Raw genomic sequence first — 26,689 nt, 5'->3', positions numbered from 1 at the left:
GGCACCTTCGGGCGTCCGAGGGAGCCCACATGAAACTCTATTCGTTCTGGCGGTCGCTGGCGAGCTTTCGGGTGCGGATCGCGCTCAACCTGAAGGGCATTCCTTACGAGCAGGTCGCGGTCGATATCGACCGCCAGCAGCATCACGGCGATGCCTACGCGGCGCTCAACCCGCAGATGGCGCTGCCGTCGCTGGTGCTCGACGACGGCACCGTGCTGACGCAGTCGCTGGCGATCCTCGACTATCTCGACGAGGCCTGTCCCGGTCCGGCGCTGCTGCCGGAGGACGCCAAGGGCCGCGCCCGCGTGCGCGCGCTGGCGGCGATGATCGCCTGCGACGCGCATCCGCTGACGACGCCGCGCGTGCAGCGCTATCTCACCGAGGTGCTGCACGTCGACGACGCGGCGCGCGCGGCCTGGCTCAGGCACTGGGCTGCGGAGATGCTGGCGGCGGTCGAGGCCCAGCTGTCGAGCCATCCAGCGACCGGCCGCTTCGCCCATGGCGATGCGCCCACGACTGCCGACATCTGCCTCGCCGGCCATGTCACCTTCGCGCTCAACCAGGGCCTCGACCTCGCATCGACGCCGACGGTGAAGCGCGTCGTCGAGGCCGCGATGGCGCTGCCGGCTTTCGCCTCCGCCCATCCGCTGGCGCAGCCGGACACGCCGGAGTCGCTGCGCAGGAACCGCGCGCCATAGCCCGCGCGAGCAACCAATCGGGGCTATCGCGCCGGCTGGCCGCCCCCCTGCTTCATCCAGCCCTGGAACTGCTCGAACAGCACCTTGGTCTCCTCGTCGCTCAGACGCCGGCCGCCGGTTGCGGCTCTTGCATTCATCCATTGGTCGAACTGTTGCTTCTCGGCGCCGTCAGCCTCCGGCCGGCGGCTGCTTGCCAGCAGTTCCTCCGCGGCGCGGAAGCGGGTCCAGCCGGGAAGCGAGGAGGCGAGGTTGATCTCGTTCCACTTCGGGTGAAACGGCGGCTGCTTGAACTGGTCGAACCGTCTGAACAGGTATTCGACGAACCGCGCGACGCGGCGATATCGCTCGGTCTCCGGCGGCCAATTGTAGACCGCCAGCACCTGCGGCACGCCGATGGTCTCGACGCTCTCGCCCGGCTTGAGCAGGTTGGGATAGTCCTGCGACGTCAGCTTCGTCGGCACGTAGTAGTCCTGCAGGCTGCGCGCAAACGGCACGGGGAGGAAATGAAACCCGGGCTCGGGCTTGAACTTGGCGAACAGGTCGGTCGGCTTGCCGGTGACGTGCACGACGCCGGCGATCTCGCCGGTCCGCATCTTCTCGAGCGCCACCGAATTGTTGAGGAACACCTTCTCGGCGTTGATGTGGAGCCGGTCGAAGACGATGCCACCGGTCAGATTCGCCGCACTTCCCACCGTATTGAAGCTGACCTTCTTGCCCGCGAGATCTTCGAGTGTCTTGATCTCAGGGCGGACGTAGACATGCATCTCGTTGATATAGAACGAGCAGATGTAGCGGATCCGGGTCTTGATGTTGGCGAGCGTGCCGTTGCGCACGAACTCGTCGAGCACGTCGGCCGAGGTGATCGTGACATCGACGCCTTTGAGATAGAGCAGGTCCTCGATGTTGCCGAGCGCGCCATAGGTCACCATCGGCAGCACGCGCAGGTTCGGCCGGTCGTCGAGCACCTTGGCCATCTCGGCGGCAAAACGAATGTTGGTGCCTTCGAGCAGGCCGCCGGCGATGCCGACCGTCCATTCGTTGGATTCCTGCAGCTTGCCGCCTTCGCCGACGGCGGTGGCGGTTGCGGACTTTGCGGCCCGCGCGGTCTGTGCCGCCGCAGGCACGAGCGGCGCAGTCACCAGACTCAATCCTGCCGCAAAGACGCAACTCAACAACGCGGCCCGCATGCCCCAATTCCTCCGTTGCCGGCCGCACAGCAATCGCGAGGCACGGTCCAGTTTCTGACGCCATTATGTGTGTGCGCGGCGAAGGCGGTCCACTACTCGCCGGTTGGTGGCAGGGAGGCCTAATGTCGCGGGCCGGGCATTGCCACCAAAAAGCCACATCTGTGTTGGCGCCACAGCCAGGACGAGTGAAACTCCGTCGTGTCAGGACTACGTCATGATGGTGTCAGGGATCGGCGGGCCGGGGACGATCTGATAGCTGCATCTCCTGGTTGTGTCGCGGCGTGGCGTCGGAGATCCAGCCCCGGTCTCGGCAGACGGCGCAGGGCGGACGAAGCCGCCGGGGATCAGGAGGCGGCGCCCGCGCAATAGGTCTGCCAGAACTGCCGGTACGCCGCCTCGACGCAGCGCGTGTAGTTGGCGACGTCGCCGGCCGGCGAGCGCGCGACCATGCCGGGCAGCTCGGCCCGCAGCTTCGCCAGCAGCCCCGCCTGCGCGGCGAAGGTCTTCGCGATCCGGATGTAGCCGTCATCATCATCGGCGACCCAGTCGGCGAGCCCGGCCGCGGTCAGGATGCCGCCGGCCGCGCGCGAGGCTGCGCCGGAGCCGAGCTTGGCCACCACCGGCACGCCCATGTAGAGCGACTCGAACGTCGAGATGCCGCCGTTCTGCGGGAACGGATCGAGCGACATGTCGATGCGATCGAACGACCGCAGATGCTCGCTGCGCTCGCTGGCCCCCAGGCAGAGGATGCGCGCCTCCGGCACGCCCTGCGCGACGAAGCGGCCGAGCAGGCCGTCACGCACCAGCGCGTCGTTGAGCGCGAGATGCTTGATGACGAGCTTGGCGTCGGGAACCTCGCGCAACAGCCGCGACCACAGCGCGATCGCCTCGTCGGAGATCTTGTCGATGCGGTTGTAGACGCCGAAGGTGACGTGGCCGTTCTGCAGCATCGGCAGCGGCGATGGCGCAATGTCGAGCAGCGGGTCGATCGTGATCACGGAAGGCAGGTCGTGGACGCGCTCGGCGAACAGCGGCCTGACATTCTGCGGCACCGTCACGGGATCGGCGAAGAAGTAATCCATGGTCGCAAGGCCGGTGCCGGTGCCGCTGCCCCACGCCGTGACCTGGATCGGCGCCGGCTTGCGCGCAAACACCGGCATCCGCGTGCCCGTGGTGTAGCCGGAGAGATCGACCAGGATGTCGACGTCGTCCTGCTGGATGCGGTCGGCCAGCTCGTCGTCGGAGAGGTTCGCGGCCTCGACCCAGACGTCGGCTACGGACTGGAACGTCGCGGTGAAGGCATCGTGCCGTGGCGACGACGAGTAGCAGTTGACCTGCACCTGTGTCTTGTCGTGCGCGCGCAGCACCGGCAGGAAGGCGAAGGCGGCCGAATGCATGCGGAAATCGGCCGACACGTAGCCGATGACGATGCGCCTGCCGGGATCGAGCGAGCGCGCGGCGAGCTTGCGGCGCGGGAATTTCGCGCCGATCGCCACCCACCAATAATAGCGCGCCGCCTGCTGCACGGCGAAGTCGGCGCCGGACAGGAAGTCGAGATAGAAGATCTTCTTGGTGATCGCCTCGTCGTAGTCGGGCTGCACCGCGAGCGCGCGGTCGAACTGCGCGATCGCGCCCTCGATGTCGCCGAGCCGCCCCTGGCAGGCGCCGAGCAATGTCAGCGCGACCTGGGCGGTGGGGTTGTTGTCGAGCACGCGCGTGCAGGCCGCCATCGCCTGCGCGATGTTGCCCTTGAGCATCGAGATCTGCGCCTTGCCCTGCCATCCCACCTGGAGGCCGGGGTCGAGCGCGACGGCGGCATCGAAATCGGCTTCGGCCTGATCGGTGCGCCCGGCCAGCATATGGAGCCGGCCGCGATGCGCCAGTAGCTCGGCATTGTCGGGCCGTGCCGCGCGTGCGGCATTGAAGGTCGCTTCGGCCAGCTCGAAATGGCGCAGCTCGAGATGCGCGAGTCCCTTGTTGACCATGGCCTCGAAATGGTTCGGGCGGAATGCCAGCGCGCGTTCGGCGCTCGCCGCCGCCGCGTCCCAGCGCCGCAGCATCAGCTCCGCGACGCTGCGGTTGCACCAGCAATCGGCATCGTCGGGCTTGAGCTGAAGCGCGCGCGTCACCGCAGCGAGCGCGGGCTCGCCCTGCTTGAGCCGCAGCAAGGTGATTCCGAGGTTGCGCAACGTTACCGGCGCATTCGGCCGCAGCGCCAGCGATCGCTCCAGCGAGGCGCGCGCCTCCTCGTAGCGATCGCAATTGACCAGCGCCCAGCCGAGATTGGAATGCGCGTCGGCCGAATTGGGCTCGAGCGCCACGGCCTGCGCCAGAAAGCCCGTGGCTTCGGTGAAACGTCCGCATTCGACCAGGGACACGCCGAGCAGATGGACGGCTTCGAAACAGGTCGGCACCTCCTGCAGCAGCTGTGCGCACAGCGCCTGCGCATCGGCCTGGCGCCCGGCGCGATAGGCCGCAAACGCCGCCGGCAGCTGCGCCTCGATGAGCTTCTTCAGCTTCTTTTCCTGCCGCGCCTTCTGGAAGGCGCGCGAACCGACGGTGCTCAAGGCTGCTTTTCTCCGGGTAGGCAGGGCAGGCGATGATCTCGGACGGCCGCAGCCGCGTCCGCGAAAGCGCTGCAGCCGGCAACCGGGCCGCTGCCATGCCCGGCAGCAGCAAGGCCCAAGGGAGGCCAAAGGCGTGTCCTGTGGGTTGTCCGGTGGCCGGCCACGCGCAACGCGATGCGGCGACCTTGCCCGGGCCATGGTTAGCAATTGGTTAACGCCGGCGGCCGGGGCGCCGCGGGGACGGGCGAGGTTCACCCCGGCGGGATCGGGCTGGCAGTCGCTCGTCCGCATCGCTCCGCCTTTCATCCGAACGCGCAATCGCCATCTCGCGGCGCATCACGCCCGAGCTGTGCATCAGGTCCGCCCTCGAATCGGGGAGGGCGCAGGGAAGGCCGAGCGCTGGCCGCGCCCGTGGCCCGCCTGCGAAAAGAATGCAGGCGGCAGGTACCACAGGTCTGGCCGAACACGCCCGGCCTTCCCTGCGCAACGGTTGGAACGGCTTATACGTGGTCTCCCTGGTGCACCGGGCTTGTTGGCCACCATGCGCGACAACGCACTTTCGCACGTCTCCACGGGACACCAGCATCGGGGTGTCAGGACCGCACGATTTCGCCGTGCGCAACGAACCGTTCGTCGGCGCGGCACGAAGCCACGCTGCGATTCCTTGCGCCCATCGCATCCCACCTCCCACGTCTCGTGACGGTCGCGACACGCCCCTCCGGCGGAAGCAGGATGGGGGGATGTAAGCACTATTTCGGAAAAAATGAAAGAAGAATCTTTAGGCGGAGCCGTCGCAATTCCACTGTCGTCGTTCGGGCGGCCGTGGTGCTACGCGAGGATCATAGTATGCCGGCTAGCGGCGTTTCATTTTCTCCGGGCAACAAGGGTACAATTTCATCAGCCGAATCACGTTAGTGCCGCCCGTCGAAGAACCGATACATCACGAGCTTTGGAGCCTGTGGGATATGCTAGAAACGTTTGGCCATATCTATTTTAGATGCGCCGACAAGTTGGCATCCGCGCGCGGCAAGCTGCACGCTTGGAAGACCTCCCACCCGAACGAAATCCGCGTTTACCGCGATGCTGAGGCTCACCGCCTTGCTATGGAGGCATTGGCTGACGCGGCTGAGGTGTGTTCACGCGTACCGCTTGGGACGCTTTCCCGCGAAATAAGACGCACTATCGAGGAGTGTGACTCTCTTGTCGTGGATCGATGTGGAGCAGCGCTTCGTAACATATCGGAACGGTTCCACGACGAACTGGAAAGCAAGCGATTTGTTTATGTGCCTGAAGAATTGGTACCCTTCTACGATCAAAATGAGCTTTTCGGCAGCGCGGTCTTTGAGAAATTCAAGAACGCTAGAGAAGACATCAAGTCTGCTGGTACGTGCTATGCGCTGGGGCAGTCTACAGCGAGCGTGTTTCATCTAATGCGTGGCATGGAGGTTGCCGTGCGCCATTTGGCTCGTCGGCCAAACGTGGAAATCACGATCACGCCGCAGACAACATGGAGACAAATCACTGGTGCTATGGACGCCAAGATCAAGGCGATGCCCGAGACGACCTTTCAGAAAAAACGGAAAAAAGAACTTTGGGAGTCAGCGCGAGCCAATCTTCATCACGTTGGTTCGGTCTGGCGCAACGGCACGATGCATCCCGCAAGAACCTATACGCAATCGCAGGCAAAAGACGTGCTGGACGCATGCCGTATTTTTATGAACGATCTTTGTGCTCTTTAGGGCTGGAAACTACTTTCTTTGACGATGATCCGCGCCGAACTCCGTTTTCATCCGCGTCCGCATTCTTGGTGGGGTATATGGAGCGCTTTAGGCCGCTTCAGGTCGTCTGGGGTACGGGGCGGCCAGCTAGTAAACCGAGAAATTCCTCAGCGGCTGCCGGATGAGGATGCGGCCGGCTGTAAGGGCGGAGCTTGGGTCGGCGTGGCGGGCGAGCCCATGCTCATCTCGCCATTCGGGCGTTTGAGCTGCCAGCCCTGCGCCGTCCGCGTCAGGTCGGTGGGCGCTTCCTTGTTGGTGTCGCTACTCGCCTGCAGGCGCACCCGATTGTCGTCGATCCAGGTATCGACTTCATACTGTTCGAGACCTTCGGGCTTGTAGCTCCATTCCAGTCGCGGGCTGTCGCCATTAGAAAAGATCGCGATCCGGTAGTCGATGCCGCAATTGCCGTCGTCGCGGGGATCTATGGTGATGAAGCGCTTGCCGTTCGGCGACAGGAACGGGCCGCTGCCGATCTTGATCTCGGCGCCGGTGCGCCGGTTGACCAGCATCACGTAGGGGCACTCATAGGGCGTGACCAGCACGATGTAGTGCCGGTCGCCGATGTGTCCGACCAGCCTGTAGCTGATGCAAGCGGCCTCCGGCCCCTCCGGTTCGCATTCTCTGGCGTCGGTGATCACCTTGGTCTTGCCGTTGGCGAGCCGCAGCGTGAGCTTCCGGCCGTCACGGCGGGCGATTGCGGGTTGCTCCTTCAGGCAGGCGCTCTCTTCGGGCGATCCATTGTGGATTTCGAACGGCTGGCACAGCGTGCGCAGGTCGAAGAAGCCGGCGCCCGCGGAGGCAGCGCGGGGCATCAGCGCGGCTAGCATGGCGATAGCGACCGCGACCATCGCGATGTAGCGAAAAGAGATGAGTAGCATGTTCGGTGCACGTGCGAGTTGCTCTTGCGTTGGGACGAGCGAGCGATCCGTTGCACGGGGTCTCGCGTGGATCAAGCGCGAGCCGCCGGCGGTCGACGGGTTCACTCCGCGCACCCGTCGACCAGGACCAGCCGGCTCGTTGTGGTCCGGTGCCGGATCTCGAACAGGTGCTGGGTCTCGGGATCGTCGATGAAGTCGGTCGCGTTCTGGCGCGATGGGAATTCCAGGATCACCATCCGCTCCGGCGTCCAGTTGCCTTCGACCGGCGTTGGTACGGCACCCTGCACGATGGAGCGGCCGCCATGCCTGGCGATGAAGGCGGGAATCGCGTCGATGTAGGTCTTGAACGCAGGAAAATCGTGAACGGCGAGATCGAGGACGAGGTAGGCCTTCATGGCGGGCTCCGCGTGGGGAGCTCGGATCATACGATCAGAATGGCTGCGGAAGAACGCGCAACTGACAGATCGCTTGCGCGATCCATCCGCACGTCATTCCGGGGCATTCGTGGGCGCACTTGGCGCCCGCGAATGAGCCCGGAATCCATAACCACGGGCCGTGGTTGTTGAAGGATCGTGTGGGTTTGAATCCCGCGCCGCCATCAGGAGCGGCGGTATGGATTCCGGGCTCGCGCTGTCCAGCGACTTCGTCGCTTCGCGCGCCCCGGAATGACGGTGGGAGGGAGGGCGTCGCGATAGAATGATGCCGCCCGCTTGGGGCGGATCAGCGCCGCGTGGTTCTATGTGGCCTGTGCGGATAGCGGATGATGCCACGCTCATCCGCCATCAGGGACCGCGCGAAACTTGGTAGCGCGGCCCTCGTCCGCCGCTCACGTCGTCGCGCGATAGGCCGGCGGGATCACGAACACCTCGTCGGCGCGGCCATAGCCGCCATCGGGCACCTCTTCGATCAGCACCATCGTGTGGGGCCGCGCGGCCTCGCTGAAATAGTCGACGAACATCGCGGTCACGCGATGCACGATCTCCTGCTTCTGGGCCGTGGTCAGCGCGGCCTGCGGCACCTTGATGTTGGCGAAAGGCATGTGAGCTCCTTGGTGTTGCGCCGGCGTCGGCCGGCTGTTGGGAAGAGCGCGGCGTCAGACGACGCCGCCATTGACGCGCAGGACCTGGCCGTTGACCCAGCTGGCGGCCGGACTCGCGAGGAAGGCCACCACGTCGGCGATTTCCCGGGGCTGTCCGAAGCGGCCGAACGGATTCATCGCGGCGATGGCGCGCAGCTGCTCGTTGCTCTTGCCGTTCAAGAACATCTCAGTCTCCGTCGGCCCCGGCGCCACCGCGTTCACCGTGATGCCGCGCACGGCCAGTTCCTTGGCGAGGACGTGGGTCATCGCTTCCACCGCCGCCTTGGTCGCCGCATAGGCGCCGTAGCGCGGCTGATAGAGCCCGACCACGCTGGAAGAGAAATTGACGATGCGGCCGCCGTCGCGAAGCCGCCGCGCGGCCTCGCGAAGGGTCCGGAAGACCCCGGTCACGTTCACCTCGAACTGGCGCGCGACGTCTGCGTCGCTCAACTCCACGAACGCGCCGAGCGCCATGGTTCCGGCATTGTTGACCAGGATATCCACGCCGCCGAATGCCTGCTCGGCGGCATCGAACAGCGCCGCGGCGCTGCCGGGATCGGCGATGTCGGCCTGGGCCGCGAGCGCGCGGCCGCCGGCCGCCTCGATCCGCTGCACCACCTGCGCGGCGGCGTCCCGTCCCCGTGCGTAGTTGACGACGACCGCGACGCCATCCGCGGCGAGGCGTTCGGCAATGGCCGCGCCGATCCCGCGCGAGCCTCCTGTGATGATCGCGACCGGCGATGTGTCGTTGGGCATGATCGGTCTCCCTCGTTTCAACCCGAGAGGACATAGCTGATCGCCTCGCCCGTATAATCCGCCCCGGCTTGACATCAGATGTCGGCCTGGGCGAACAGTCTGATATGGACCGCTTCGATGCCATGCGCCTGTTCGTCCGCGTCGTCGAGCGGCGGAGCTTTACGGCCGCGGCCGCCGATCTCGGCCTGCCGCGCTCGACCGCGAGCGAGGTGCTGAAGGAGCTCGAAGCCCGTCTCGGCGTCCGCCTGATCGAGCGCACCACGCGCCACGTCACGCCGACGCTGGACGGCGAGGAGTATTACCGGCGCTGCGTCGGCATCCTCGGCGAGATCGAGGAAGCCGAAACCGCGCTGCGCGACAGCAGTCCGCGCGGCCTGCTGCGGATCGATGCGCACCCGCTGCTGACGCGCACCTTCCTGCTGCCGCACCTGCCGGCATTTCTCGCCGCCCATCCGCAGCTCGACCTGCGCATCGGCCAGGGCGACCGCCTGGTCGATCTCGTCAGCGAGGGCGTCGATTGCGTGATCCGGTCGGGCGAGCCCGAGACCAGCGGGATGATTCAGCGTCGGCTCGGCACCATCGAGGAGATCACCGTCGCCAGTCCGGCCTATTTGCGTGACTACGGCACGCCGCAGCGGCCTGACGACCTCGACGGCCACCGGATGATCGGCTTCATCTCGTCGCGAACCGGGGAAGCGCTGCCGCTCGAATTCACGTCTGATGGCGGGCTGCGCCATGTCGTGCTGCCGAGCCGGGTCATGGTCAACAATTCCGACACCATGGTCGACCTCGCCCGGCTCGGGCTCGGTCTGGTGCAGGCGCCGCGCTATCGCTTCGCGCAGTATCTGGCCGATGGCAGCCTGATCGAGATTCTCAAGAACGATCCGCCGTCACCCACGCCGCTGCACGCGCTCTATCCGCAGAACCGGCAGCTGAGCTTGCGGCTGCGCGTGTTCCTGGACTGGATCGTCGGCATTTTCGGCCGGGCGAAATTGTAGAGCGCGCGTCGGAGCGCGCCGACGCTCATCCGCCTCACGGCGCCGGCGTCACGGCAGATCCAATGCGTGATCCATCCGTCCGTCATTCCGGGGCATTCGCGGGCGCGTTTGCGCCTGCGAATGAGCCCGGAATCCATAACCACAAGCCGCTGTGGCTGGGCCGGGATCATCGTGGCTTGCATCTCTCACTGTTATGGCGAGTCGTGGTTATGGATTCCGGGCTCGCGCTGTCGCGCGCCCGGAATGACGACGGAGAAAGGGGGCAGCTTGCGTAGGGCGGATCAGCGCAGCGTGATCCGCCGCGTTTCCGCGAGCGCGGCGGAATGGCGGATTACGCTAGCCCTAATACGCCCTACGGCTCTGCAACGAGGATAGCTGTTAATTAGTTACTCGTCATGCCCGGGCTCCGTCCCGGGCATCCACGTCGTTCCAGGGGCTTCGAACGACGTGGATGGCCGGGACGAGCCCGGCCATGACCGAGTCGAAAGAGCCGACCACAAGGGCGGCTGCTACTTGCCCTTCTCGATCTTCGTCACCGTGTAGCCGGAGGAGTCCTCGACCGCCTCGAACTTCACCTTGTCGCCGACCTTGACCGCGTTGAGCAAAGCGGGGTCCTTGACCTGATAGACCATCGTCATCGGCTCGGTCATGCCGAGGCTCTTGGCCGGGCCGTGCTTCAACGTGACCTTGCCGGCGGCGGCATCGATCTTCTTGACCTCGCCGCTGATCGAGTCGGCGGCGTAGACCGGGGCAAGAAGCGCAAGGGTCAGCGCGGCGGCGGTCGTGAGCTGAGCGAGTTTCTTCATCATGTCGTCCCTTCTGCGAGATTGATTCATGTTGATCTGAATGCGTAGGGCGGATCAGCGCAGCGTGATCCGCCGTGTGTCCGAGTGCTCTCTCCTGCGGCGGATTGCGCTAGCGCTCATCCGCCCTACGACCTGAGGGTCACTTGACGGTGACGTGGCCGGTCATGCCGTAATCGCGGTGGTCGGGGATCAGGCAGGAATATTCGAACGTCCCAGGTTTGGTGAACCGCCACACCAGCTCGGCCGTCTTGTTCGGCGCGAGCCGCGCGCCGTTCGGCTCGTCGTGCTCCATGTGCGGGTGCTTCCTCATGACAGCGGCGTGCTTCAGGTTTTCCGGCGTGGTGGCGAGCAGGAATTCGTGATCCTCCTTGCCGGCGTTGCGGAGCACGAACCGGATCTGCTCGCCGCGCCTGACCTCGATGCGTGCCGGCGTGAACTCCATCTCGTTCAGCAGAACCTCGATGGTGCGTGACGGCTGCTTGGGATCGCCGGGCTCGCCGGCGGAATAGCCGTGCCGGCCATGCTGCTCATGGCCGAGTGCCGGTGCGGTGACGATCAGGGCGGCGGCGGCCGCACCGATCGCGATCGAGCTTTTCATCGGAATCTCCGGTTCGTTGCTTGTTGGGGGCTGTGGTGGGTTTGATGTCAGCGTTGTGTTCGGGTCTGTGTCGCGGCGCTTCCAGTTCGTTGCGGCGGCTCGGGCGCACTCGCAACCTCATAGGCCACGCTGCCTGCGGGGAACTGATACGGCCCGGGATCGCGATAGTCGTCGCGCGCGAGGCCCTCGCGCACCTTCACGACCGTGAACATGCCGCCCATCTCGATCGGACCGAACTGGCCGTTGCCGGTCATCATCGGCAGCGTGTTGTCGGGCGCGGGCATCTCCATGGTGCCCATCGCCATGCCGGTGTTGCCCATCACCATGCCGTCGGGCGAAAGCTTGCCGACGGCGCGCGCCAGCTCCTTGCGCGACACGCCGATCAGGTTGCGCATGTCGTGACCCATGGCATTCATCGTGTGGTGCGACTTGTGACAGTGCAACGCCCAGTCGCCGGGATTGTCGGCGATGAAGTCGAGCACGCGCACCGTGCCGACCGGCACGTCGGTGGTCGTCTCCGGAAACTGCGCGACCTCGGGGATCCAGCCGCCATCGGTGCCTGTGACCTTGAATTTGTGGCCGTGCAGATGAATCGGATGGTTGGTCATGGTGAGATTGCCGATGCGGATGCGCACCTTGTCGCCGAGCCGCACCGGCAGCGTATCGATGCCGGGAAACACGCGGGAATTCCAGGTCCACATGTTGAAGTCGGTCATCTCGGTGACCTTCGGCAGATAGCTGCCGGGCTCGATGCGGTAGGTCGCCATCACGAACACGAAGTCGCGGTCGACCGGCGGCACAGGCGCGCGCGGATGCACGACGATCATGCCCATCATGCCCATCGCCATCTGCACCATCTCGTCGGCGTGGGGGTGGTACATGAACGTGCCGGCGTGCTTCATCTCGAACTCGTAGACGAAGGTCTTCCCCGGCTGGATGTGCGGCTGGGTCAGCCCGCCGACGCCGTCCATGCCGCAGGGTAGGATCACGCCGTGCCAGTGCACGGTGGTGTATTCCGGCAGCTTGTTTGTGACGAAGATTCTGATCTTGTCGCCCTCGACCGCCTCGATGGTCGGGCCCGGCGACTGGCCGTTATAGCCCCACAGATGCGCGCTCATGCCGGGCGCGAATTCGCGCGTGACGGGCTCGGCGACGAGATGGAATTCCTTCCAGTCGCCGTTCATGCGGAACGGCAGCGACCAGCCGTTGAGCGTGACCACCGGCTGATAGTCCGGGCCAGCGGAGGGATGCAGCGGCGGCTGCATGACCGCCTTGTCCATGACGGGGGCGTCGGGAATGGCCGCGGCCTGGACGCGGCCGGAGACGGCGGAGGCGCCGGCCAGCGCCGCTGACCCGAGCAGTGTTCGGCGTGACAACATCTGTGATCTCCTGTCAGTCATTGCTGGGCGCCAGCGCGCTCGCGGTCTGCCGTGCGGTGTCCTCTCCCGTCGTGCCGCCGCCACCATTGACGGCGGTCGACAGCTCGGCCTCGGCGAGGAAGTAGTCGCGCTTCGCGTCGATGGCGGCCCGGCGCGAGGCGAGGCGCTGCCGCGTCTCGAGCAGCAGCGCGAAGATGTCGACCTGCATGCTGGAATAACGCAGCTGCATCTCCTCGCTGATGATCTGGCGCAGCGGCAGCACCTCGCGGCCGTAGTGACCGGCGATGTCATAGGCCGCGCGATAGCTGCGATAGGCGTCGCGTGCCTCCGAGCGGACCGTGACGGCGCGCTCGGTGAGGCGGTTGAAGGCGATGTTGTAGGTCTCCGCCTCCTGCCGCACGCGCACCTCGCCGCCGTCGAAGATCGGGATCTGGAACTGCACGTCGAAACCGCGCTCGCGGATGACGCGGCCGTCGGGCTCGATGGTCTTGCGGTCGATGCCGGCGAGGTCGAGCAAGGTGACGAAGCGCGTCGCCTCGGTGAGCTGCAGCGAGGTTGCGAGCGCTGACAGCTCGAGGCGCGCGATCTGCAGATCGATGCGATGGCCGACCGCGTCGGTCTCGACGAAGGGCTGCGTCAGCGGCCGGCGCGGCAGCGCCGGTAATCGCTCGGGGAGACGGAAGCCGAGATCGTCGCCCCACAGGCCCATCAGCCGGATCAGCCGCTCGCGCGCGCTCGAAGCCATGCGGCGGGCGCCCGCGAGCTCGGCCGTGGTCTCGGCGTAGAACACCTGCTCGCGGGCCTGGTCCAGACGATTGAGCGCGCCGGTCTCGCCGAGCCTCGTGGCCAGCCGCGCGGTCGCTTCGGCGGCCGATTGCGCCTCGACCAGCAGGACCACCAGCTCGTTCGCAGCGACCGCGCGCACCTGCGCACGGCGCACGTCGGCCGCGAGCCGCAAGGTGGCCAGCGCCGCTCTCAGTTGCGCCTGATGGAAGCGCTCGCGCGCGATCCCGGAACGCAGCGGCAAGGTGGCGAGCGCCAGGATGTCGCCCGCGACCTGGCGCTCCGCCTCCAGCGCGCCGTCGCCGCTGATGCGCATCAGGGACAGCGTCGGATTCGGCGGCAGGCTGGCCCCGACCCTGTCGGCGTCGCTGAGCGCGAGCTGATGATAGTCGGCCTGCAATCCCTTGTTGTTGAACAGCGCGACCTGTACGGCCGCATCGGCCGACAGTGGCCGAGCGAGCAGCCGGCGTGTCGCGGCGCGGACGCGCTCGGCGTCGTCATCGCTTCTGACGGAGGCGACCTCCTTGGCCGTCGTGCGGGTGGTGATGTCGGCAACCACGCCCATGCCGCCGTCGGGCGAGAACGAGGCGCAGCCCGCGAGCGCAGTTGCTGCGGCGAGCGCCGCAAGCCTGATGATCCCCTGCATGTGGCGCTCCTAGCGGCTCGGCTCGGGGCGCGGCGTACCGGCGTCGTTACGCTGTCCCCACGCAGCGGGGGCGACCGGGCGCAGCGACGTGGACGGCGCGGTCACCGCCGAGGTGCGCACGGGCGCGACCCTGGCTGCGGGGTCGGCCGGATCGGCACCCGACAGCGCGACCGTGCGCGGCTGGCAGGCGGCAAGGCTGAAGGCCGCAAGCAGCGCCAACGTGCTTGGGCGAATGGGAAACGGCAGGCCGCACCGCGCCGGACATACGGCAGCGGGCGTCGCCTTCGGTTGCGACAACATGATGTGGAGTCCTTCGATCTGTCGATGAATCGCGGAGATCGGTGCGCGGACAGCGCGCGATCCCGCGTCGTTCGTTCAGACCAGGACGATGGGGGGACGATCGAGGCGCTGTGGCGTGCGCCCGGGAAGGCTCTCGTCCCGCATGGTGAGGCTGGCGGCGGCGAGAGGAGAGGGGACGGCGATCGCCGGCAGCGCGGCGGTGAGACCTACCGCGCACATCATGGCGCAGCACGGCCCGGGCATCTTGCTGTGATCATGATGCGATGGGACGGGAGCAGGGGCGAGCCGCACCTGCATGCCGCCATCCATGGCATGGCCGTGATCATGAGAATGCGCGTGCGCCGCATGCATCTGCGGCATCACCGCGTCTGTGGCCGTCTCATGATAAGAGACCGCAACCGCAATCGCGGATTCGTCGAGACAGGGCGCAGCGCCATTCCCGAACGCCATCGCGACGCCCGGGCTGAGCACGCAGAACAGGTAGGCGAGGACGAGCAGCCGTCCCGCCATAACCCGCGTCTTCCGTGTCAGTCCAAACGACATGCGCGCGCAAATCTCTTCGTTGCCGCGCGCAACCTAGCCAGAATTTGCTGCGTCGCCAAGACCAAGAGCAGCGGATATCCGGCGTGCCGGCGGGATCGCATCTGTTGCGCTGCTTCTGCATGGCCAATGCCGCAGCAATGTGGCTTGACCTGATGCAACGTGGCAACGAAGTTGCGGCCATCGTGCACGGACCCCATACAAGATTCGAGGAAGCGCCTCACTTCACGCCAGATTCGCGCCAGGCTTGGGCGCGGCTGGTGCTTGCGCTCGCGATCGGTTCCATCGGCGGCGCGGGGATGTGGACCGTCGTCGTCGTGCTGCCGACCGTGCAGGCCGAGTTTGCCGCCAGCCGGGGCGCGGTGTCGCTGGCTTATACCCTGACCATGTTCGGCTTCGGCCTCGGCGGCGTCATCGTCGGCCGCATCACCGACCGGTTCGGCATCGTCACCGCGATGGCCTTGAGCATCGCCTGCACCGCCGTGGCCTATCTGCTCGCCGGCGCGTCGATGACGCTGTGGCAGTTCCAGGCGGTGTATTTCCTGATCGGGCTCGGCTCGTCCGTGACCTTCGCGCCGCTGATGGCGGAGGCCTCGCACTGGTTCGAGCGCTATCGCGGGCTCGCCGTCACCATCGTCGCCTCCGGCAACTACGTCGCCGGCACGGTGTGGCCGCCGCTGGTGAATTGGGGCGTGCAGCAGATCGGCTGGCGCGCGACCCATGTCGCGCTCGGGATCTTCTGCGCGGTGGCGATGAGCGCGCTGCTGCTGATCCTGCGCGCCCGCATGGACGGCGCCGGCGCCCATGATCACACCCGGGCCGCGCCGCCGCAGCTCGATCTGCCGATCTCCACCAATGCGCTGACCGTGCTGCTCAGCGTCGCCGCGATCGCCTGCTGCGTGGCGATGGCGATGCCGCAGGTCCACATCGTCGCCTATTGCGGCGACCTCGGCTATGGCGTCGCCCGCGGCGCCCAGATGCTGTCGCTGATGATGGCGTTCGGCATCGTCAGCCGCATCGGCTCCGGCTATCTCGCCGATCGGATCGGCGGCATGCGGACGCTGCTGATCGGCTCGCTGGCGCAGGGCTTCGCGCTGCTGTTCTACCTGTTCTTCGACAGCCTGAGCTCGCTCTATCTGATCTCGGCGATGTTCGGCCTGTTCCAGGGCGGCATCGTGCCGAGCTATGCGATCATCGTGCGCGAGGCGATGCCGGCGCGCGAGGCCGCCACCCGGGTCGGTATCATCATCTTCGCCTCGGTGTTCGGCATGTCGTTCGGTGGCTGGGTGTCGGGGGTCATCTTCGATGCCACCGGCTCCTATGCGGCGGCGTTCGCCAACGGGCTCGGCTGGAATGCGCTCAACATCGCCATCGTGGTCACGCTGCTGATCCTGGCGCGGCGGCGACACCGGCTGGCGGCCTGAGCGGGCGGCGTTGCGCGGCAGCCACACCGGCTGCAGATCGCTTCCACGCCTGGCATTATATGCACCCTGTCATACAAAATCCCGTCCAGCGCCGCAAATCCATCGAATCCGATCACGCAACTATGATCTCGATCGAAGTTGACGAGGGCCGTTTTGGCCCGCGCGATTCGCATCGCGAAGTGGATTTGTCGCGAGGTCTCAGCCGAGGCCGCGGTCGCCCGTCGCTTGCCTGAAGCAAAGAGGCGATGAGGTGAAAGCTCCGGACCGGTCGAGATCGCTGCGGCGGCATCGCGATGGTGCAGGAGGCCGTTGCGCTATGTCCATCGTTTCCAAGGTTGCCTCGCAGCTGGTGCTCGCCGCGCTCGCAGCGGGTCTCGTGACCAGCCATGCGTCCGCACAATTATTGCCCCAGATCCAGCCGCCGCGCCCGGCGGCGACCCGCTCGATCATCGTGCCGGTGTCGCCGGCTCCCGCGCGTCCGAACGCCGCGCCGGTGATCCCGGCTCCGCCCCGGCCCGCGGGCCTGCCGGCGTCGCTGTCGCCGGCCCCCGGCAGCGGGCCGGACGTGTGGCGACTGCCGAACCCGAACGACGTCAACGAAGGCACGGTCACGATCATCACGGCGCCGGCCGGCGGCGCGACCTCGGTGTTCGGCTCGGACATGGCCCGCGTGCTGGACGACCAGTCGAACATCCGCGTGCTGCCCGTGCTCGGCAAAGGACCGGTGCGCAACGTCTCCGACATCCTGTTCCTGAAGACCATCGACATGGGCGCGGTCGCCGCCGACGTGCCCGAGTTCTATCGGCTGCAATACGGCATCCCGGACATCACCTCGCAGCTGCGCTACATCGCGCGGCTCTATCACAACGAGATCCACATCATCGCGCGATCCTCGATCCGCTCGATCTTCGACCTCAACGGCAAGCGCATCATCGCGCCGACCGACGTCGGCTTCTATTCGGCGCGCGTGATCTTCAACCGGCTGAATCTGGCTGCCTCATTCGATTACGCGAGCGATGACGCGAAATCGATCCAGAAGCTGATCGACGGCGAGGCCGACGCCTACATTGTCTCCACCGGCAAGATCTTCCAACTGGCGCGCAACATCAGGAACGACAACCGCGCTTTGCATCTGGTGACGATCCCCTACGACCGCCGGCTGCAGGATCTCTATCTACCGACCACGCTGTCGTCGGAGGAATATCCGAACCTGCTGCAGCCCGGCGAGACGATCGAGACGGTGGCGATCAGCATGCTGCTCGTCAGCTACAACTGGCCCGAGAATACCGAGCGCTATCGCAAGGTGGCGCGCTTCGTCGATGCGTTCTTCGCCAACTATGACGAGTTCATGAAGCCGCCGCGCCATCCCAAATGGCGGGAGTCGAGCATCGTCGCCGCCATCCCCGGCTGGAAGCGCTTCAAGGCTGCGGACGATTGGCTCATCGCGCGCAGCATGGTGCCGCGGCCGCAGGTCGCCGATGCGCAGCAGGTGCAGTTCGAGGCCTTCGTGCGCCAGAGCGGCGGGCAGCTGTCGAACGATCCCGCCGAGCGCAGCGCGCTGTTTCGCCAATTCCTGCAATGGCGTCAGCAGCATGGCGGTCCGCCGACGCCAACGCAACGATGACGGGACTCAAACCGACTGCCCGGTCTTGAGCAGCGAGCAGCCGGTGATCTTGAGGCTGCCGTCGGGCTGCACCTGCAGCGTATAGAGCGCTTCCCAGGCCTCGCCGTCGGCGTCGACGATGTGCACACGCTGGGCGATGGTGCCGTCCTCGGCCTGTAACGGTCCGAAATCGAAGCGGCGGTGACGATAGACCGGCGCGTAGCCGGTCTTGACCATCGCCATGAAGATCTCGACGCTCGGGAACATCGCCTGGACCGCCGGCGCGGCCTGCGCGTAGGCCGTCGCGCCGTCGTCGCGGGCAAAGGCCTGCTCCTGCGCGCGGATCACGTTCTGCGCGGCGGCGGCCTCGTCGCCTGCACCGGCAGGATGCGTCAGCAGCAGGAGAACAAAGACGAACGGCAGTATGATGCGCATCGGGCGCACTCCGCGGATACTGGGAATCATCGATCCTTGCATGCCGCAGGCCTCCGGTCATCTCCGCCGCGAGCCATGCGGGCCATCTGTGTCGACTTTTTGCCGCTCCGCCGGCTGATGCGGCGCCGCGCCGGCGGGCCAGCCATGCACGGGTGGACGGCGTGTCCGGCTTGATCTGGCCTAACCCGGCGCGAATCATGCATTCAGGAGCCGCGAACAGGAGCCGCGAACCGGACAGGGCCAGCATGACCGATTTTTCCAGGACGCGCTCACTCTTCACGATCCCCAAAGGCGTGATCTATCTCGACGGCAATTCGCTCGGCGCTCTGCCTTCAGCGGTGCCCGCCCGCGTCGCGCACATGATCGAGGCCGAATGGGGCACCGAGCTGATCCGCGGCTGGAACAGCGCCGGCTGGATGACACAGCCGCGTCGTGTCGGCGACCGCGTGGCACATCTGATTGGTGCTGCGCCCGGCACGGTCGTGATGGGCGACACGCTCTCGATCAAGGTGTATCAGGCGCTCGCCGCGGCGCTGTCGCTCAATCCCAGCCGTCGCGTGATCCTGTCGGACAGCGGCAACTTCCCCTCCGATCTCTACATGGCGCAGGGCCTGGTCCGCATGCTCGGCGACCGCGCCACGCTGAAGGTGGTCGAGCCGGAGGCCGTCGAGGCCGCCATCGACGACGGCGTCGCCGTGCTGATGCTGACCGAGGTGGACTATCGCACCGGGCGCATGCACGACATGAAAGCTTTGACCGCGAAGGCGCACGCTGCCGGCGCGCTCGCGATATGGGACCTCGCGCATTCCGCCGGCGCCGTGCCGGTCGATCTCGCCGGCGCGGATGCCGACTTCGCGGTCGGCTGCACCTACAAATATCTCAATGGCGGGCCCGGCGCGCCGGCCTTCATCTATGTCGCACCCCGCCATGCCGATATCGCGCCGCCGGCGCTGTCGGGCTGGATGGGCCACGAGGCGCCGTTCGCCTTCGATCTCGACTATCGCCCCGGCGGTGGCATCGAGCGCATGCGCATCGGCACGCCGCCGATCATCGCGCTGGCCGCGCTCGATGCGGCGCTCGACGCCTGGGAGGGCGTGTCGATGCAGGACGTGCGCGCAGCCTCGATCGCGCTGTCGGAGCTGTTCATCGCCGAGGTCGAGAGGCGCTGTCCCTCGCTGACCCTGGCTTCGCCACGTGATCCCTCCCGGCGCGGCAGCCAGGTGTCGTTCCGCCATCCCGACGGCTATGCCATCATGCGCGCGCTGATCGCGCGTGGCGTGATCGGCGATTTCCGCGCGCCCGACGCATTGCGCTTCGGCTTCACGCCGCTCTATCTCGGCGAGGCCGAGGTGCGCGGCGCCGTCGACATTCTCGAGGAGGTCCTCGTCAAGAAGCTGTGGGACCGGCCCGACTATCGCCAGAAGGAGCTCGTGACGTGACCAGCGGTCCCTACGATCCCGCCACCGAAGGCGCGCGGATGAACTTCAAGGGACGGATGTCCTATGGCGACTATCTGATGCTGGACCGCCTGCTCGACGCGCAGGCGCCGCTGTCGTCGGCCCATGACGAGCTGCTGTTCATCATCCAGCACCAGACCTCCGAGCTGTGGATGAAGCTCGCGATCCACGAGATCAAGGCCGCGATGGCTGCGATCGCCAGGGACGACGTGCAGCCGGCATTCAAGATGCTGGCGCGGGTGTCGCGCATCTTCGAGCAGCTCAACGGCGCCTGGGACGTGCTGCGCACGATGACCCCCAGCGAGTACACGCTATTCCGCGACAAGCTCGGCGAGTCCTCCGGCTTCCAGTCGTTCCAGTATCGCTCGATCGAATTCCTGCTCGGCAATCGCAATCTCGCGATGCTGCGGCCGCATGCGCATCATCCCGAGCTGACCGCCGAGCTGGAGGCGATCCTGGCGAGACCCAGCCTCTACGACGAAGCGCTGCGGCTCTTGGCACGGCGCGGCTTCTTCACCGGTGCCGACGGGCAGCGCACGGACTGGCGCGGCACGCGCAGCGAGAGCGCGGAGGTGGTGGCGGCCTGGACCAGCGTCTATCGCGATCCGCAGCGCCATTGGGAGTTGTACGAGCTCGCCGAGAAGCTTGTCGACTTCGAGGATTACTTCCGGCGCTGGCGCTTCAACCACGTTACCACTGTGGAGCGTATCATCGGCTTCAAGACCGGCACCGGCGGCACCAGCGGCGTCAACTACCTGCGCAAGATGCTGGAGATCGTGCTGTTCCCCGAACTCTGGAAGCTGCGCACCGGGCTGTGAGCAGGGCGATCGCATATGATGTCCAAGCTTGAGTTCGGCTCCCTCCGCACAGTCATGGCCGGGCTCCGTCCCGGCCATGACGACGTGGAGACAGACTCGCGAAAAACTCAGATTGTCATATGCGATAGCCGTTGGGCTGTGATGTCGCGCTAATCATTCGATGAGGAGATCTTCATGCTCTATGCTGTCAAGGACTGGGACAACGCCTATGCCAACGGCCCGAACATCGCCGGCGGTGAGCGTTGGCCGGGCCTGTGGGTTGCGCCCGCGGAAGCCTATCGTGCTGAATTGGCCGGGCAGGGCCGCGCCATGCTCGATATCGCCTATGGTGCGCACGACCGTCAGCGCCTCGACCTGTTTCTCCCTGAGGGCAAGCCGAAGGGGCTCGTCGTGTTCGTGCATGGCGGCTACTGGATGCGGCTCGACAAGAGCTTCTGGTCGCATCTGGCGCAAGGCGCCGTCGCGCGGGGCCATGCGGTGGCGATGCCCTCCTACCGGCTGTGCCCCGAGGTCGGCATCGCCGACATCTCGGCCGACGTGGCGCAGGCGATCGCGCGCGCGATGGACGAGGCCGATGGCCCCGTGGCGCTGACCGGCCATTCCGCCGGCGGCCATCTCGTCAGCCGCATGATCTGCCGCGGCGCGCCGCTGGCCTCCGAGCGGCAGGCGCGCATCACGAGCGTAGTCTCGATCTCCGGCCTGCACGATCTGCGCCCGCTGCAGCGGACCGCGATGAACGACACCTTGCGCATCGACGACGCGACGGCCGCGAGCGAGAGCCCGGCGCTGCTGGCGCCGATCGATGGCGCACGGGTCACCGCCTGGGTCGGCGGCGCCGAGCGCAACGAATTCCGCCGCCAGGCCCAATTGCTCGCCAACATCTGGACCGGCCTCGGCGCCGCGACGGTCTATGTCGAGGCGCCGGACCGGCACCATTTCGACGTGATCGACGATCTGGCTGATCCGGAGAGTGCGCTGGTCGCAGCGCTGGTCGGGTAGGGACGAGGCGGCCGCGCCGCAGGTTGCGAAGATGGTGCCAGGGGAGCAGGCAGCGCCTCGAGCGATTGGCGCTGAGCTTTGCAATCGCGGACACCGCTGATCAAGAGTGAGCTTGAGGCTGATGAATCCTGATCAGTTTGTAAAAGTCTTCGATGTGCTCGATGCCGGCTTCATGGCCTGGTGGATTACTGCGACCGGTCTAACTCTCGTCATTGCGACGGGGTTCTTCGCAGCGGTTCCTTCTTTGCTGCAGGCGATGAGGATTCCGTACCTCCCGAAATCGAACGTGTCGCGCTACGGTCCGGTGGTGTTTGCGATCCTTTGGACCGCCGGCGCCTTCGCGCTGACCTTTGCCCAGTACTACCGCCATCACAGGTTGGCAATGAGCGGCGAATGCCGGGTCGTCGAGGGCCTCGTCGAACAGTTCACGCCGGTGCCATCAGGTCGACACCCAAGCGAATCCTTCACGGTATCGGGCACGACGTTCAAATATTCGGACACGGACATGAACGAAGGGTTCAACATGACGGCGGCGCGGGGCGGACCGCTTACGCCCGATGCCTATGTCCGTATCTGCTACGATCCGTCCGGCAACGTGATCTTGCGCCTTGAAATTCGTGGCTTTGCCGGACCTGTAACGAAGCAGGTCGGAAACCCCATTCTACGGCAGGCTCCCGATCGTCCGTCCTCGGCTTCGAACCCGGTGGATATTCCATCCTGGTTGACGCCGCTACTCTTCGGCACCGCCCTCCTTGACCTTGTCGCGATCGCTGCACTCTACCCGCTGTATCTCGGAAAATTCCTGCGGATCGCCCGCGAGCAAGATCGCTTCGTTCTTCGTTCAGACCTGCAGGCAGGGAAGCGCGTCACACTCAGCACTTGCGTCGTCTATTGGGACGAGCTGCGTGACGTGATCTGGCTGCGGCCACGAGGATTGATCCTGTTTCAAATTCCCCTGGTCGTTGGCAGACTGCACGTCGACGCAACGACTCGTGCCGTCATCGGATGGGATATCTGCCTCGCGCCGACGAGCTCCCTAGCGTTTGTCGTGGTCGGAGCCGGCTTGTTCGGTCCTCCTCTCGCCGCGGCCGGAGGCCAAACATCGTCCTTGCTGGGTTTCCTCGTCGGCGGATTGCTGGGACTCTTGATCGTTGTTCTGAACGTTGCCGCTTCCCGTTCCCGCATGCGAGCTTTCGTTCAGCAAAGGCTTCCAGAAATCGCTGCGCCGTCGCCGTGGACAAGATGACGCTTGCCGGCGTGCTTCACCATAATCCCTGGCGCTCGCCGAGTTTCGCACGATTCCTATAGCGTATCGCTGAGCAGCCGCCGGGCCGCCTTCAAGCCTTGCTCGTCGCGCTTGTAGAATGTCCAGCCCTTGGCACGCTTGGCCTTGATGAGGCCGGCGGCGGAAAGCACCCGCATGTGCTCGCTCAGCGTCGGTGCTGACACGCCGAGCTTGTCGGCAATGAAAAGCCCGCAGACCCCATCCCGGACCAGGTCGCCATCACTCTGCGGTGGAAAATGCCGCGTCGGATCGCGCAGCCAGTCCAGGATCTGGAGCCGCTTGTCGTTGGCCAGCGCACGGAACACGCGGTCTGGAGTCATTTTGTTACTTTGCCAAATGGCTAATTCATGTCAAGATGGCACAGACGAGAGAGGTGCCGCATGTCGGAGAGATCCACAGCAGTGACGCGGCAGCGGATCGCCGCGACCTATGAGCTCATCAGGTCTCATATCCGGCACACGCCGCTGATGATGGTTGATGGCGGCGATGTCGGACTGCCGTCTTGTTCGTTGCGACTGAAGCTCGAGTTCATGCAGCACGGCGGCTCGTTCAAGGCGCGTGGAGCGTTTGCAAATCTCCTGACCCGCGATGTGCCTGAGGCCGGTGTGGCGGCTGCGTCGGGCGGCAATCACGGTGTCGCGATGGCGCTCGCGGCGCAACGTCTTGGCCGCAAGGCCGCGATTTTCGTGCCGAGGATTGCCTCGCCCTCGAAGATCGACCTCATCCGGCGCTGCGGCGCTGAGATCCATGTTGGCGGCGATCGCTATGCCGATGCGCTGGCGGCGAGCGAAAGGCATGTCGCGGCCACCGGCGCGCTGCCAATTCATGCCTTCGACCAATCCGAGACCATGCTGGGGCAGGGGACGGTCGGGTTGGAGATCGAGCGCGACGCACCTGACATCGACACGCTGCTGGTCGCGGTCGGCGGCGGCGGGCTGATCGGCGGCATTGCCGCGTGGTACGAGGGACGCGTCAAGGTCGTGGCGGTGGAGCCCGAGAGTGCGCCGACCCTGCGCGACGCCCTGGCGGCAGGGCGTCCGGTCGATGCGCCGGCTGGTGGCGTTGCCGCCGACAGTCTTGCGCCGCGCCAGATCGGCGCGCGGGTGTTTCCGATCGTGCAGCGTTTCGCTGCGCCCGACGTTGCCATCGTCAGTGACGATGCCATCCGCGCGGCTCAGCGTGCATTGTGGACGGCGTTGCGTATCGTCACCGAGCCGGGCGGCGCGGCGGCATTCGCAGCGCTGCTGTCTGGCGCCTATCGCCCTGCGCCGTCCGAGCGCCTTGCGGTTCTGGTGTGCGGTGCCAACACCACGGCGGTGAATTTCGATAACTGAACCGTCATTGCATGTCGAGCGACGGGGCCGCCGGAGTTTTCGGTGCCGCTGCGCCTTGCAATGACGGCGCTCCTGTTGATCACCCCTCTGCCACCGCATCTCCCCACGCATGGAAGATCTCGGTCGCGCCGCTGTTCACATCGCCATCGCGCATGACGATGCTGGGGCAGGCGAACTTCATCGGCATGGTCTGCACCGGCGCCGGCACGGTCTCGAACTTCGCAGTCAGCGCCGTCATCACCTCAGCGGGCAGTCGCGTGTCGGCGCCGACGATGTCGCCCTCGCTGGCATCGATGCGTGGGCAATGGATCGCGGTGTCGAGGTCCATGCCGTAATCCATCACGAAGGACAGCATCTGCGCCACCGCGGGCAGGATGCGGCGGCCGCCGGAGGCGCCGAGCGCGAGGTGCCGTCCATCCGCGGCCTGGGCCAGAACGGGCGTGTAGTTGGTGAGGCAGCGCTTGCCGGGCGCCAGCGAGTTGGTCGTGCCGGGTGTCGGATCGAACCACATGATGCCGTTGTTCATCATGATGCCGCTCTGCGGCGCTTGGAATTTCGAGCCGAAGCTCGACAACAGGGTCTGTGTCACCGCGGCCATGTTGCCGTCGCTGTCGACCACCGAATAATGCGTGGTGCAGGCCGGCGCCAGATATTCGGCACCGAGCGAACGCTTGCCGGCGGCATCGCCCATGCCGTTGAGCCGCTCGCGATAGGCCGCCTGCAGCGCCTCGGCATAGGCGACATAGGCGGCGGCGTCCGGTGCCGTCGTCGCGGCGTTCAGGCTCGCCTGCATCAGCCGCAGGGCATGCGCGAGCGTCGAACCGGCGGTCAGCTCGGGTGTCGCAAACACGGTGCCGCCGCGATAGGGAATGCGCAGGGGATCGCGGACATGGGCCTGGAAGGCGGTGAGATCCTCGACGGTGAGCGCGCCGCCGGCGGCCTGGATGTCGCGGGTGAGCGAGCGGGCGATGTCGCCCTGGTAGAAGTCGCGCGCGCCGGCATGAGCGAGATGCGACAAGGTCGCCTTCAACTGCTGCTGCGGCAGCCGCACCACCGCCTTGGCCCCCCATTGCGGGTTCGGCGGCAGGCCGTCCTTCAGATAGGCAGAAGTGCTGCCGGGATAGCGGCGCAGGTCGGCGGCGCAGCTCGAGATCATCACGGTGGTCCACCAGTCGACCAGCAGGCCTTCGGCGGCGAGCGCGACGCTCGGCTTGACGAGATCCTGCCACGGTAGCCGTGCGTAACGGCGATGTACAGCCTCCATGCCGGCGACGACGCCGGGCACCGCGATCGATCCAGGGCCGTGCAGATTGCGGTCGTCCTTGACGCGCGCCCACGGGAAGATGTCGGCGGCGACGCTGCCGTCATTGGCCAGCGGATAGTCTTCCACGCGCAGGCTGTTGGGCGCGCGCATGCCGTAGTCGATCACCTCGACACGATTTTCCTTGGCGCGGTACAGCACCATGGCGCCGCCGCCGCCGAGGCCGCTCATCCAGGGCTCGAGCACGCCGAGCGCAAAGCCGGTCGCGACCACGGCATCAACGCAGTCGCCGCCGGCCGCCAGCACCTCGGCGCCGACTTCAGCCGCACGCCGCGACTGCGCCGCGACGATGCCGCCCTTGCTGGTCACCGCCGGCTTGCGGATCTGCTGACGATTGGAAAACTGGTTCGGCATGGCACTCCCCGAAGATCCGCCTCATTTGTCAGGCGAATTGACACGGCCGCACGAAGCCACGCAATCGGCAACAGCGTGGGGCTCCCCAGCCCGGATCGAATGACGGGGCGCCGCGTTGAGAAGATGTTTACCAATGGGTACTATGGTCTTCGGCAGACCAGATCGATCTCGATCAGCGCGTCGTAGGCGAGGCCGGTGACCCCGACGCAGGTGCGGGCCGGCAGCCGGTCCGGCGGGAAGAATGAACGGTACGCTTCATTCATTGCCGCATAATCCCGCCTAAACTCGGTCAGGTAAATCCGAGACATCACAATATGTTCGAGGCCGAGGTTGAGACCTTGGAGGATGTACTTCAAGTTCTGCATCACCGCCTTCGTCTGTTCCACGATGCCGTCCGGCAGCACACCCGGCGCTTCCGGTGAATCCGGCATCTGACCGGTGACGAACACGAAGCCGTCGGTCTCCACCGCGTGACTGAACGGCGCCACCGGCTTGGTCGCGCCGGAAATCATGTGAAACTGCATGGTGGTGTCCTCTTGCATGAATGAACGCGTAGGGTGGGCAAAGCGGCGCTGTGGGCGCCGCGTGCCCACCATTGTTAGCGGATGCACCGCGGTGGGCCTGGCGCGGGATACATCATCTCTGATGCAGCAGCGTCGCGGGCGCG

The 26,689-nt window shown here is 66.1% G+C and carries 26 protein-coding genes; 10 read left to right on the top strand and 16 right to left on the bottom strand.

The window, feature by feature from the left end:
* The first annotated feature begins 29 nt into the window (after positions 1 to 29).
* Entirely contained in the window at positions 30 to 698 is a 669-nt protein-coding gene (gene maiA, locus LQG66_RS16495; protein WP_231327252.1) for a maleylacetoacetate isomerase, read from the top strand.
* 23 nt (positions 699 to 721) lie between these two features.
* Here maiA and LQG66_RS16490 read toward each other — a convergent pair whose 3' ends face one another.
* Entirely contained in the window at positions 722 to 1,885 is a 1,164-nt protein-coding gene (locus LQG66_RS16490; protein ID WP_231327251.1) for a TAXI family TRAP transporter solute-binding subunit, read from the bottom strand.
* Between the two features lie 344 nt (positions 1,886 to 2,229).
* Entirely contained in the window at positions 2,230 to 4,452 is a 2,223-nt protein-coding gene (locus LQG66_RS16485; protein WP_231327250.1) for an O-linked N-acetylglucosamine transferase, SPINDLY family protein, read from the bottom strand.
* Between the two features lie 965 nt (positions 4,453 to 5,417).
* Here LQG66_RS16485 and LQG66_RS16480 point away from each other — a divergent pair.
* On the top strand, positions 5,418 to 6,191 hold the full coding sequence (locus LQG66_RS16480; RefSeq protein ID WP_231327249.1) for a hypothetical protein: 774 nt from the start codon (positions 5,418 to 5,420) through the stop codon (positions 6,189 to 6,191).
* Between the two features lie 146 nt (positions 6,192 to 6,337).
* Here LQG66_RS16480 and LQG66_RS16475 read toward each other — a convergent pair whose 3' ends face one another.
* From LQG66_RS16475 to LQG66_RS16460, 4 genes are all read right to left on the bottom strand, one after another.
* A complete protein-coding gene (locus LQG66_RS16475) occupies positions 6,338 to 7,108 on the bottom strand; it encodes a hypothetical protein (protein ID WP_231327248.1) in 771 nt (256 codons plus the stop codon).
* Between the two features lie 101 nt (positions 7,109 to 7,209).
* The gene (locus LQG66_RS16470; RefSeq protein ID WP_231327247.1) at positions 7,210 to 7,503 is read right to left on the bottom strand and encodes a DUF1330 domain-containing protein; all 294 of its coding nucleotides are present in this window, start codon (positions 7,501 to 7,503) and stop codon (positions 7,210 to 7,212) included.
* Positions 7,504 to 7,934: 431 nt separating this feature from the next.
* Positions 7,935 to 8,147, bottom strand: coding sequence for a tautomerase family protein (locus LQG66_RS16465; protein WP_231327246.1), 213 nt, complete (start codon positions 8,145 to 8,147; stop codon positions 7,935 to 7,937).
* A 54-nt stretch (positions 8,148 to 8,201) separates the two neighbouring features.
* On the bottom strand, positions 8,202 to 8,942 hold the full coding sequence (locus LQG66_RS16460; protein WP_231327245.1) for an SDR family oxidoreductase: 741 nt from the start codon (positions 8,940 to 8,942) through the stop codon (positions 8,202 to 8,204).
* A gap of 104 nt (positions 8,943 to 9,046) precedes the next feature.
* Here LQG66_RS16460 and LQG66_RS16455 point away from each other — a divergent pair, with 104 nt between their 5' ends.
* Positions 9,047 to 9,940, top strand: a complete 894-nt coding sequence (locus LQG66_RS16455) for a LysR family transcriptional regulator (protein ID WP_231327244.1) — start codon at positions 9,047 to 9,049, stop codon at positions 9,938 to 9,940.
* 509 nt (positions 9,941 to 10,449) lie between these two features.
* Here LQG66_RS16455 and LQG66_RS16450 read toward each other — a convergent pair.
* From LQG66_RS16450 to LQG66_RS16425, 6 genes are all read right to left on the bottom strand, one after another.
* Entirely contained in the window at positions 10,450 to 10,746 is a 297-nt protein-coding gene (locus LQG66_RS16450; RefSeq protein ID WP_231327818.1) for a copper-binding protein, read from the bottom strand.
* A gap of 139 nt (positions 10,747 to 10,885) precedes the next feature.
* Entirely contained in the window at positions 10,886 to 11,344 is a 459-nt protein-coding gene (locus LQG66_RS16445; RefSeq protein ID WP_231327243.1) for a cupredoxin domain-containing protein, read from the bottom strand.
* A gap of 47 nt (positions 11,345 to 11,391) precedes the next feature.
* Positions 11,392 to 12,723: a multicopper oxidase family protein gene (locus tag LQG66_RS16440; protein ID WP_231327242.1), complete on the bottom strand. Its 1,332-nt coding sequence runs from the start codon at positions 12,721 to 12,723 to the stop codon at positions 11,392 to 11,394.
* 13 nt (positions 12,724 to 12,736) lie between these two features.
* A complete protein-coding gene (locus tag LQG66_RS16435) occupies positions 12,737 to 14,152 on the bottom strand; it encodes a TolC family protein (protein ID WP_231327241.1) in 1,416 nt (471 codons plus the stop codon).
* A gap of 9 nt (positions 14,153 to 14,161) precedes the next feature.
* Positions 14,162 to 14,452 carry a hypothetical protein gene (locus LQG66_RS16430; RefSeq protein ID WP_231327240.1) on the bottom strand — a complete coding sequence of 97 codons (291 nt, stop codon included), beginning with the start codon at positions 14,450 to 14,452 and terminating at the stop codon, positions 14,162 to 14,164.
* Between the two features lie 75 nt (positions 14,453 to 14,527).
* Positions 14,528 to 14,962: a hypothetical protein gene (locus LQG66_RS16425; protein ID WP_231327239.1), complete on the bottom strand. Its 435-nt coding sequence runs from the start codon at positions 14,960 to 14,962 to the stop codon at positions 14,528 to 14,530.
* Positions 14,963 to 15,177: 215 nt separating this feature from the next.
* Between LQG66_RS16425 and LQG66_RS16420 the strand changes: the two genes are divergently transcribed.
* Together LQG66_RS16420 and LQG66_RS16415 are read left to right on the top strand one after the other, a co-directional pair.
* Positions 15,178 to 16,416, top strand: a complete 1,239-nt coding sequence (locus tag LQG66_RS16420) for an MFS transporter (RefSeq protein ID WP_231327817.1) — start codon at positions 15,178 to 15,180, stop codon at positions 16,414 to 16,416.
* A gap of 316 nt (positions 16,417 to 16,732) precedes the next feature.
* The gene (locus LQG66_RS16415) at positions 16,733 to 18,040 is read left to right on the top strand and encodes a TAXI family TRAP transporter solute-binding subunit (protein WP_231327238.1); all 1,308 of its coding nucleotides are present in this window, start codon (positions 16,733 to 16,735) and stop codon (positions 18,038 to 18,040) included.
* A gap of 6 nt (positions 18,041 to 18,046) precedes the next feature.
* On the opposite strand, the gene LQG66_RS16410 is transcribed toward LQG66_RS16415, so the two are convergent.
* Complete coding sequence (locus LQG66_RS16410) at positions 18,047 to 18,454, bottom strand: DUF4864 domain-containing protein (protein WP_231327237.1); 408 nt, start codon at positions 18,452 to 18,454, stop codon at positions 18,047 to 18,049.
* Positions 18,455 to 18,699: 245 nt separating this feature from the next.
* Between LQG66_RS16410 and kynU the strand changes: the two genes are divergently transcribed.
* The 4 genes from kynU (at position 18,700) to LQG66_RS16390 (ending at position 22,974) form a co-directional block, all read left to right on the top strand.
* Entirely contained in the window at positions 18,700 to 19,893 is a 1,194-nt protein-coding gene (gene kynU / locus LQG66_RS16405) for a kynureninase (protein WP_231327236.1), read from the top strand.
* Positions 19,890 to 20,729 carry a tryptophan 2,3-dioxygenase gene (gene kynA, locus LQG66_RS16400; protein ID WP_231327235.1) on the top strand — a complete coding sequence of 280 codons (840 nt, stop codon included), beginning with the start codon at positions 19,890 to 19,892 and terminating at the stop codon, positions 20,727 to 20,729. The genes kynU and kynA overlap by 4 nt, the downstream gene beginning before the upstream one ends.
* 174 nt (positions 20,730 to 20,903) lie before the next feature.
* Positions 20,904 to 21,728 carry an alpha/beta hydrolase gene (locus LQG66_RS16395; RefSeq protein ID WP_231327234.1) on the top strand — a complete coding sequence of 275 codons (825 nt, stop codon included), beginning with the start codon at positions 20,904 to 20,906 and terminating at the stop codon, positions 21,726 to 21,728.
* Positions 21,729 to 21,849: 121 nt separating this feature from the next.
* Positions 21,850 to 22,974 (top strand): hypothetical protein, encoded by a 1,125-nt coding sequence (locus LQG66_RS16390; RefSeq protein WP_231327233.1) that lies wholly within the window; start codon positions 21,850 to 21,852, stop codon positions 22,972 to 22,974.
* Positions 22,975 to 23,030: 56 nt separating this feature from the next.
* On the opposite strand, the gene LQG66_RS16385 is transcribed toward LQG66_RS16390, so the two are convergent.
* A complete protein-coding gene (locus tag LQG66_RS16385; protein ID WP_231327232.1) occupies positions 23,031 to 23,333 on the bottom strand; it encodes an ArsR/SmtB family transcription factor in 303 nt (100 codons plus the stop codon).
* Positions 23,334 to 23,393: 60 nt separating this feature from the next.
* Here LQG66_RS16385 and LQG66_RS16380 point away from each other — a divergent pair, with 60 nt between their 5' ends.
* Entirely contained in the window at positions 23,394 to 24,347 is a 954-nt protein-coding gene (locus LQG66_RS16380) for a threonine/serine dehydratase (RefSeq protein WP_231327231.1), read from the top strand.
* Between the two features lie 79 nt (positions 24,348 to 24,426).
* Here LQG66_RS16380 and LQG66_RS16375 read toward each other — a convergent pair whose 3' ends face one another.
* Together LQG66_RS16375 and LQG66_RS16370 are read right to left on the bottom strand one after the other, a co-directional pair.
* Positions 24,427 to 26,022, bottom strand: coding sequence for a gamma-glutamyltransferase family protein (locus LQG66_RS16375; RefSeq protein WP_231327230.1), 1,596 nt, complete (start codon positions 26,020 to 26,022; stop codon positions 24,427 to 24,429).
* 140 nt (positions 26,023 to 26,162) lie between these two features.
* A complete protein-coding gene (locus LQG66_RS16370; RefSeq protein ID WP_231327229.1) occupies positions 26,163 to 26,546 on the bottom strand; it encodes a RidA family protein in 384 nt (127 codons plus the stop codon).
* Positions 26,547 to 26,689 lie beyond the last annotated feature (143 nt).

The organism is Bradyrhizobium ontarionense (genome assembly GCF_021088345.1).
GTDB classification, from domain to species: domain Bacteria; phylum Pseudomonadota; class Alphaproteobacteria; order Rhizobiales; family Xanthobacteraceae; genus Bradyrhizobium; species Bradyrhizobium ontarionense.
The sequence above is the reverse complement of the archived record's forward strand: the minus strand, read 5'-3'. Positions and strand labels throughout refer to the sequence as shown.